The organism is Cupriavidus sp. CuC1, from assembly GCF_044627735.1.
Classification (GTDB): domain Bacteria; phylum Pseudomonadota; class Gammaproteobacteria; order Burkholderiales; family Burkholderiaceae; genus Cupriavidus; species Cupriavidus ulmosensis.
This window is the reverse complement of the sequence record NZ_JBIUHC010000366.1, coordinates 1-1519: the sequence shown is the minus strand read 5'-3', so window position 1 is coordinate 1519 and position 1519 is coordinate 1. Positions and strand designations below refer to the sequence as shown.

The 1519-nt window shown below is 58.5% G+C and carries 1 protein-coding gene; it reads left to right on the top strand.

Going from position 1 to position 1519, the window contains the following annotated elements:
* Positions 1 to 1352 (top strand): group II intron reverse transcriptase/maturase (gene ltrA, locus ACGLHR_RS51670; protein ID WP_400103871.1); only part of this gene is annotated, 1352 nt, incomplete at its 5' end.
* Between the last annotated feature and the right edge of the window lie 167 nt (positions 1353 to 1519).

Below are 1519 nucleotides of genomic sequence, written 5' to 3'. Positions count from 1 at the left end.
TTGGGCACCGCCAGACGAAAGTGGCCGCAACAGACAAACCGAACCTACCGCTACCGCGCCACATCTCGACTCTACCCATGCTGGCGAGGAGCAATCCAGAGATGGCCCTCTCCTCACTGAACCACTATATCGACTACGAGTGGGTGAAGTACGCCTACGACCGCACGCGTAAGGATGGTGCGGTCGGGGTAGACGGTCAGACTGGGGAGGACTATGCGGCCAACCTGGAGCAGAACCTCTGTGGTTTGATCGACCGGCTCAAGTCGGGCCGATATCGCGCTCCGCCGGTTCGTCGTCAATTCATCGAAAAGGCGGACGGCGGCCTTCGCGGGCTCGGCATCCCCTCCTTTGAAGACAAGGTGGCGCAGCGCGCCATCGTTATGCTGCTGGAGCCGATCTACGAACAGGATTTTCAGGACTGCTCGTTCGGCTTCCGGCCGGCTCGCAGTGCGCACCAGGCACTGCAGGCTATATGGAAGGGGATTACGCAGCAAGGTGGTCGGTGGGTGCTGGATGTCGATGTTCGAAAATATTTTGACAGCATTGACCAAGCCAAACTGAGAGAGTTCTTAGCCAGAAGAGTCACAGATGGAGTGGTACGAAGACTGATCGACAAGTGGCTGAAAGCGGGGGTGCTGGAAGATGGGCAGCTGTCTTACCCCGACACTGGTACCCCTCAAGGCGGGGTGATATCGCCCTGCCTGGCTAACGTCTTTCTGCATTATGTACTGGACGAATGGTTCGCCGTGGAGGTGCAGCCGCGCCTTCGTGGTCCAAGCACCCTGGTGCGTTTCGCTGATGACTTTGTCGTGTTATTTGCGTACAGGGATGATGCGGAGCGCGTCTTGCAGGTGCTGGGGAAGCGACTGGGTAAATACGGGTTGGAATTACACCCGGACAAAACCCAGATGATTGATTTCCGCTTCCGGCCCAAGCCTGGTCATGATGATCAACAGGGAGCGTTGGCCACGACCTTCAAGTTCCTCGGGTTCACCCACGTGTGGGTGACCTCGGCGAAGGGCAAGGCGGTAGTGCGACAGCTGACCGCAACAGATCGCGTTGCGCGTACGCTCAAGGCGATCAACCGGCAATGCCGCGCTATGCGGACCTGGCCGGTGCGGGATCAGCACCAACGCCTTTGCCGAATGCTAAAGGGGCACTATGCATACTTTGGCATCAGCGGTAATTCGGAGCGCCTGGCGACCATGAAGTTCAAGGTCGAGCGTATCTGGCGCAAGTGGTTATCGCGACGGTCGAACAAAAGCCCTCTGCCATGGGCTGCGTTCAAGGGGATCCTGGAACGGTTCCCTTTGCCGCGGTCTCGGATCGTCCATCGTTACATGCCTCTATGAGCGAATCTGTACGATGAGGAACCGGATGCCTTAATTGGGCTCGTCCGGGTCTGTGAGGGGCGAGGGGGGAAACCTCCTCGTCTACTCGGAAGCCTGGACGAATGCCATTTCCAGCAACACGGATCGCGCTGTCGCATGTGGGTGGCCCCGGAAATCCGCGATCCGGT